The organism is Actinomadura soli (assembly GCF_005889715.1).
GTDB classification, from domain to species: Bacteria; Actinomycetota; Actinomycetes; order Streptosporangiales; family Streptosporangiaceae; genus Spirillospora; species Spirillospora soli.
The window spans coordinates 1-6444 of the sequence record NZ_VCKW01000361.1 but is presented as its reverse complement, the minus strand read 5'-3'; the positions used below and the strand labels follow the sequence as shown (position 1 = coordinate 6444).

The window sequence follows — 6444 nt, the reverse complement described above, 5'->3', positions numbered from 1 at the left end:
GACGACCCCCCACACCCCCCGTTGAAGTGCGAAGTGGGAAGGTGGTTACCCTGGCGCGCATGGCCACGGAAGCCCCTGAACCCCCGGTCGGGTACGACGTCCACACCACGGCCGGGAAGATCGCCGACCTGGAGCGGCGCCGGTACGAGGCGGTGCACGCCGGATCGGCGCGCGCGGTCGAGAAGCAGCACGCCAAGGGCAAGATGACCGCCCGGGAGCGGATCGACGCGCTGCTCGACCCGGGGTCGTTCGTCGAGTTCGACGAGCTGGCGCGGCACCGGTCCACGAACTTCGGGATGGAGAGGAACCGGCCCTACGGCGACGGCGTCGTCACCGGGTACGGCACCGTCGACGGACGCCCGGTCGCCGTGTTCAGCCAGGACTTCACCGTCTCCGGCGGCTCCCTCGGCGAGGTGTTCGGCGAGAAGATCTGCAAGGTCATGGACCACGCGATGACGACGGGCTGCCCGGTCATCGGGATCAACGACTCCGGCGGCGCGCGGATCCAGGAGGGCGTGGTCGCGCTCGGCCTGTACGCCGAGATCTTCAAGCGGAACGTGCACGCGTCCGGGGTGATCCCGCAGATCTCGCTGGTCCTGGGGCCGTGCGCGGGCGGCGCCGTGTACTCCCCGGCGATCACCGACTTCATCGTCATGGTCGACCAGACCTCGCACATGTTCATCACCGGGCCCGACGTGATCAAGACGGTCACCGGCGAAGAGGTGACGATGGAGGAGCTGGGCGGGGCGCACTCGCACAACTCCAAGTCGGGCGTGGCGCACTACCAGGGGTCGGACGAGGACGACGCGATCGAGTACGTCAAGGCGCTGCTGTCCTACCTGCCGTCCAACAACCTGTCGGACGCGCCCGCGGTCCCGGCCGACGCCGACCCGGCGGAGGTGGACGAGGAGCTCGACGCCCTCATCCCCGACTCGCCGAACCAGCCGTACGACATGCACACCGCCATCGAGCACGTCCTGGACGACGGCGAGTTCCTCGAAGTGCAGGAGCAGTTCGCGCCGAACATCATCGTCGGATTCGGACGGGTCGAGGGCCACTCGGTCGGCATCGTCGCGAACCAGCCGATGCGGTTCGCCGGGACGCTCGACATCGCCGCCTCCGAGAAGGCGGCCCGGTTCGTCCGGACGTGCGACGCGTTCAACGTCCCGGTGCTGACGTTCGTGGACGTCCCCGGCTTCCTGCCCGGCACCGACCAGGAGTGGAACGGGATCATCCGGCGGGGCGCGAAGCTGCTGTACGCGTACGCGGAGGCGACCGTCCCGCTGGTCACGGTCATCACGCGGAAGGCGTACGGCGGCGCGTACGACGTCATGGGGTCCAAGCACCTCGGCGCGGACGTCAACCTGGCGTGGCCGACCGCGCAGATCGCGGTGATGGGCGCGCAGGGCGCGGTGAACATCCTGTACCGGCGGGAGCTGGCCGCCGCCGACGACCCGGACGCCCGCCGCGCCGAGCTGATCACCGAGTACGAGGACACGCTCGCCAACCCCTACATCGCGGCGGAGCGCGGCTACATCGACAACGTGATCAAGCCGTCCGAGACGCGCGGGCAGGTCGTGCGGGCGCTGCGGGCGCTGCGGGAGAAGCGCAGGACGCTGCCGCCCAAGAAGCATGGGAACATCCCGCTCTGAACCGACTCTCCCAGGAGATGAGGAGATCTGGTGACCGCTGAGGACAAGCCCTTCCTCCAGGTCGTCCGCGGCGACGCGGGGCCCGAGGAGATCGCGGCTCTGGTGGCCGTGCTGACCGCCCGCGCGCGGGCCGCCGCGGCGGCGCGGGACGGCGAGGCGGCGGGCGGCGCGACGCGCCCGTCCCGGTGGGCCGACAGGTCCCGGCTCGTGCGCGAGACGTTCGCGGCGCAACCTCGGCCGCGCGGCCCCGGGGCGTGGCGGGCCAGCGCCCTCCCCCGGTGACGGGCGGGTGATGACCGGGTGACGGACAACCGTGGTTCGCACCCAGCGGCGGCCCGTCACGAATAAGGTGGAAGGCCATGGCCACCTCGGAGTTCGTCCCACAGCCCGCGCGGTACGCGATTTTCGTCGACGCGGGGTACCTCTACGCGGCCTCCGGGGCTTTGCTGCTGAGCTGCGGTTCGCGGCGCGAGTACCGGGTCGCCGCCGAGAAGCTGATCAAGGCGTTGACCGATCACGCCGACGAGCAGCGCCGCGGCGAGCTGCTGCGGGTGTACTGGTTCGACGCCGCGCCGAAGCGGCAGCCGACCGTCGACCAGCGCGTCATCGCGAACCTGCCGCTGGTGAAGCTGCGGCTCGGGAACCTGAACGCGCAGGGCCAGCAGAAGGGCGTCGACGCCCAGCTCCGCGCCGACCTCGAGGCCCTCGCCCGGCACCGCGCCATCACCGACGCGGTCCTGCTGGCGGGCGACGAGGACATGCTGCCCGCCGTCGAGGCGGCGCAGCGCTACGGCGTCCGCGTCCACCTGTGGGGCGTCGAGCCGACGCACGGGTCGAACCAGGCCGAGTGGCTGGTGTGGGAGTCCGACACGGTCGAGGTGCTCCCGGCCGACTTCCTGCGCCCCTATTTCACCAAGGCCAAGCTGCTGCCCGCGCCCGCGCCGGGCACGGCCGCCGCCGTCCGCGACGCCGCCGCGGCCGCGAAGGGGACGAGCCCCGTCCCGTCGCCGTCGCAGGTGTTCGCGGGACGTCCCCCGGCGGTCAAGCCGACGCCCGCCACCGCCCGCACGAGCGTCCCGGTCCCGGCCGGCGCGACGCCCGCGACGGTGGCCGCGTCGATGAACAACGCCGCCGCCGCGGCGGCGGACGGCAAGCTCGGCCCCGAGCGCGACCACATGCTGGAGATCGGCGAGCATGTCGCGCAGAAGTGGATCTTCGAGCGGGGCCGGGACAACATCCGCGACCTGCTCCCCGGCCCGATCCTGCCGCCCGTCATCGACAAGGAGCTGCTGATCGAGGCCGAGAAGGACCTCGGCTCGTCGCTCCGCCCGTACCAGGAGGCCCGCACCTGGCTGCGGGACGGCTTCTGGGAGCGCGTCTACCGCGAGTTCGGCATCGGCATCGGCAAGTCCGACTAGCGTTCCCCCCGCCCCGGCCCTCCAGCGGGCAGGAACGCGAACACGTTTGGCAATTGGTCGGACACTCGGAGTCGTCGCTCGGTATGGTCCCCGCGGTGATGGGGGGAGACCGCGCATGGGAGCTCACGAGGGACGATCACGGGCCGCCGCGTTCCCGCTCGCCGCGGCCCTCGCGCTGACCGGCGGCGTGCTCGCCGGGTGCGAGTCGCCCGTCCCGTTCTACCGGCCCGGCGAGGGCTCCCCGGGCGGCCCGGTGATCGGGCTCGGCGGGCCCGCGCCGTATTCGAGCCTACGCCCGGGCACCGGCCCGTCCGCGCCCGAGACCGGCGTCCGGCAGGACGCTCGTCCCGCGCCCGGACGCGTCTACGCAGCCACCGGGCCAGGCATGATCTCACCGAACGCGCAAGGGACGCCGTCGCGGTTGTACGTCGCGAACGGGCAGGCCGTCGACGTGATCGACCCGGACACGCTCCGCCTCGTCGGGCGCCTCCACACGGGGGCGGCGGCGTCGCGGGTGGTGCCGTCCTGGGACCTGCGGCGCCTGTGGGCCGCGGGCCGCACGAACGGCGTCCTCGTGTCGGTCGGTCCGCGCAGCGGCAGGCTGGGGTTGCCGGTGACCGTGCCGGGCGCCACCGGGCTCTATTTCACGCCGGACGGGCAGGACGCGCTGGTCCTCGCCCGGGAGCCCCGCCGCATCGACGTCCGCGACCCGCGGTCGATGCTGCTGAAGGCGTCGGTGCCGATGCCGTGCACCGCCGCGCACGCCGACTTCACCCTGGACGGCGCGTCGCTCGTCACGACCTGCGCGTCCGCCGGCGGCATCGCCCGCGTGCACCTCGCCGGCCGCGCCGTCACCGGGGCGATCCGGCTGCCGGACGGGGCGCGTCCCGGCGACCTGCGGCTGTCACCGGACGGCACCGCGTTCTACGTGGCGGACGCCGTCAACGGCGGGGTGTGGCTCGTGGACGCCCACCGGTTCGTCCTGGCCGGGTTCGTCCCGACCGCGCCGGGCGCGCGCGGCCTCGCGGTCAGCCGGGACGCGCGGCGGCTCTTCGTCATCGGCGGCGGGGCCGTCACCGCGATCGACTTCGCGACCCGGCGCGTCACGTCCCGGTGGCCCCTGCCCGCTGGCAGCTCGCCCGGCGGCGGCTCCCCCGTGCCCGGCGGGATCTCACCGGACGGGACGGCGCTGTGGCTCGCCGACCCTGCGGGGCTCGTCTACGCCGTGGACACCCGGACGGGGCATGTGCTGCGGAAGGTCATGGTCGAAGGACGTCCGGTGGGGCTGACCCTCCACCCGCAGCCGGGCCGCTACTCGCTGGGCGGCACCGGCCTCTACCGGTGAACGCCGGTGCGGTTCAGCGGGAGCCGACGCCGTGCCAGTCGGGGAGGATCTCCTCCATGAGCGCTTCCGTCTGGGGCTGGAGCCGGTCGTACAGCGGGTCGCGCGCGATGCGTCCGCGCAGCTCGTTGACGACGACCTGCACCTGCGCGACGTCGCCGGTGGCATGGGTCGCGCGGAGCAGGTCGCGCCACAGGCCCTCGTCCTCGGGCGCGAGCCGCAGCCCGGCCCGCGCCGCGCTGACCGCGCCGCGCGCGTCGCCCTCGTCCAGGCGGAGCACGACGAGCCGGTGCGCGACATCGATGACCCGCGCGGACGACTCGTACTCCAGGTCGTGGTCGGCGAGCCACGCGTACCGGCCGCGGGGGCGCCCGGCGAGGAGCGGGCCGCGGACGAGGTCCAGCGCGTACGCCATGTAGGCGGCCTCGGACGCGGGCTCCGCCGCCGACCGCCACACCAGCCAGCGGAACACGGCGAGGTCGACGCGCACCTCCGAGCCGAGCCTGATCCGGCCGCGGTCGTCGTAGTACAGGTTGGGACGGCCGCGCGCGTCCCGGCCGAGCCAGTCCGACACCCGGGCCACGGACGCGTCGCGGACCGCCGCGCTCACCCCGCGCGGCCAGATCGCGCCCGACAGCACCGTCGGGTGGACGCCCTCCGGATGCGCCGCCAGATGGACGAGCAGCTCGGTGCAGAGGTCGCGGCGGCTCTCGTCCATCGGGCCCGGCGCCTCCACCTCGATCGGGCCGAGCAGCCGGATCTCGACCGACGACTGCTGCGCGGTCGGCGGCTCAGCGCCGCCGCCCAGGCCGGGCAGCTCGACGGAGTCGAGCCGGTTCGCGGCCCGGAACAGCTGGAACACGCGCCGGTAGGCGTCGTCGGGGACGAGCTGCGCGTCGACGTCGAAGCCGAGCACGCCCGCCTGGAGGCGTCCGGCGGCGTCGACGTCCCACGTCCAGGTGGCGCCCTGCACGTCGCCGGGGACGAGGTACCCGGCGGCCATCCGGGTGCCGGTGCGGGCGAGCGCGACGAGCCGGTCCGCGTCCCGCTCCGACGGCCGGTCCGCCATGATCAGGTAGTGCGGCATCCACGCCTCGCCGAACACGCCGCGGCAGCGTCCGGTGAGCACCGAGTCGACCCCGGACGCGGCGAGCGCCTGCCGGACCTCCTCGCTGCGCCCCTCCAGCTCCGGCAGCGCGTCCGCGAGCGTCGGGACGGACCGCACCCGGTCCGGCGCGATCTCCGCCAGCCCCTCGCCCAGCTCGCCGTCGAACCCGACGAGCGTGATCCGCATGTGGTCGGACCAGCGGTTGGTGGCCAGCTCGATCGCGATCGCCGACAGCGCCGCCCGCCGGACGTCCTCGGGTCCGCGCAGCGCGATCAGCCCGTGCGCGGCCTCCAGGTCGACGAGGATGCGGCCGCTCTCGTTCGTGCCGATGGACACCAGGCCGGGGTACGGGGCGAGGACGTCGCCGAGGTCGGACGCCTCCAGCCCGGCGAGCGCGTCGCCGTGCAGCCGCCACACCTGGCCGTCGTCGAACGCCTGCCAGGGCGCGGGCGGGTTCCGGTCGGCGGGCGCGATCCACAGGTCGAGGCTCTGGGAGCCGCCGATGTGCACGCCGTACACGGTCGGCAGCGCCCGGCCGCCCGCCGCCATCGACTTCGACAGATGCCGCAGCCCGAGGTCGAGGAGCCGGGTCGCGTTGTCGTCGGCGCCGAGCCGCAGCGCCCGCTCCGCCTCCGCCGCCTCTCCCTCCGGCCGGACGATCATGTGCCCGGACTCGCGGTCCCACATCTGGGCGCGGCGGCGCCGTCCGAGCACGACGAGCAGCCCTGCGGCGAGCAGCGACGCCGTCGCGAGACCGTGCGGCCAGCCGACGTCCAGCCGTCCGGCGGACTCGTCGTCCTGCTCCGAGCCCTGGCCGGGGACGGACGCGCCGCCGCTGCCGGCCTCGCCGTCCATCTCCCCGGACGGCCCCGACGGCGGCGCCTGCGTCGCGGCCGGGGGCGCCTGCGAAGTCGGGGGTTGACT

The 6444-nt window shown here is 74.2% G+C and carries 5 protein-coding genes; 4 read left to right on the top strand and 1 reads right to left on the bottom strand.

Annotated features, from left to right (window positions below; all coding sequences use genetic code 11):
• Positions 1-59 precede the first annotated feature (59 nt).
• The 4 genes from ETD83_RS38090 (at position 60) to ETD83_RS38075 (ending at position 4415) form a co-directional block, all read left to right on the top strand.
• Positions 60-1652 carry an acyl-CoA carboxylase subunit beta gene (locus ETD83_RS38090; protein ID WP_138650054.1) on the top strand — a complete coding sequence of 531 codons (1593 nt, stop codon included), beginning with the start codon at positions 60-62 and terminating at the stop codon, positions 1650-1652.
• A 30-nt stretch (positions 1653-1682) separates the two neighbouring features.
• Positions 1683-1934, top strand: a complete 252-nt coding sequence (locus ETD83_RS38085; protein WP_407921551.1) for an acyl-CoA carboxylase subunit epsilon — start codon at positions 1683-1685, stop codon at positions 1932-1934.
• A gap of 77 nt (positions 1935-2011) precedes the next feature.
• A complete protein-coding gene (locus ETD83_RS38080; RefSeq protein ID WP_138650052.1) occupies positions 2012-3070 on the top strand; it encodes an NYN domain-containing protein in 1059 nt (352 codons plus the stop codon).
• 115 nt (positions 3071-3185) lie between these two features.
• The gene (locus ETD83_RS38075; protein ID WP_138650051.1) at positions 3186-4415 is read left to right on the top strand and encodes a YncE family protein; all 1230 of its coding nucleotides are present in this window, start codon (positions 3186-3188) and stop codon (positions 4413-4415) included.
• Positions 4416-4428: 13 nt separating this feature from the next.
• On the opposite strand, the gene ETD83_RS38070 is transcribed toward ETD83_RS38075, so the two are convergent.
• On the bottom strand, positions 4429-6444 hold a 2016-nt coding region (locus ETD83_RS38070), incomplete at its 5' end, for a bacterial transcriptional activator domain-containing protein (RefSeq protein WP_205718113.1).

What these genes read in the sequence shown, in the direction of transcription:
- ETD83_RS38080 (WP_138650052.1), top strand. Translation starts at nt 2,012, where the DNA reads ATGGCCACCTCGGAGTTCGTCCCACAGCCCGCGCGGTACGCGATTTTC.
- ETD83_RS38090 (WP_138650054.1), top strand. Translation starts at nt 60, where the DNA reads ATGGCCACGGAAGCCCCTGAACCCCCGGTCGGGTACGACGTCCACACC.
- ETD83_RS38075 (WP_138650051.1), top strand. Translation starts at nt 3,186, where the DNA reads ATGGGAGCTCACGAGGGACGATCACGGGCCGCCGCGTTCCCGCTCGCC.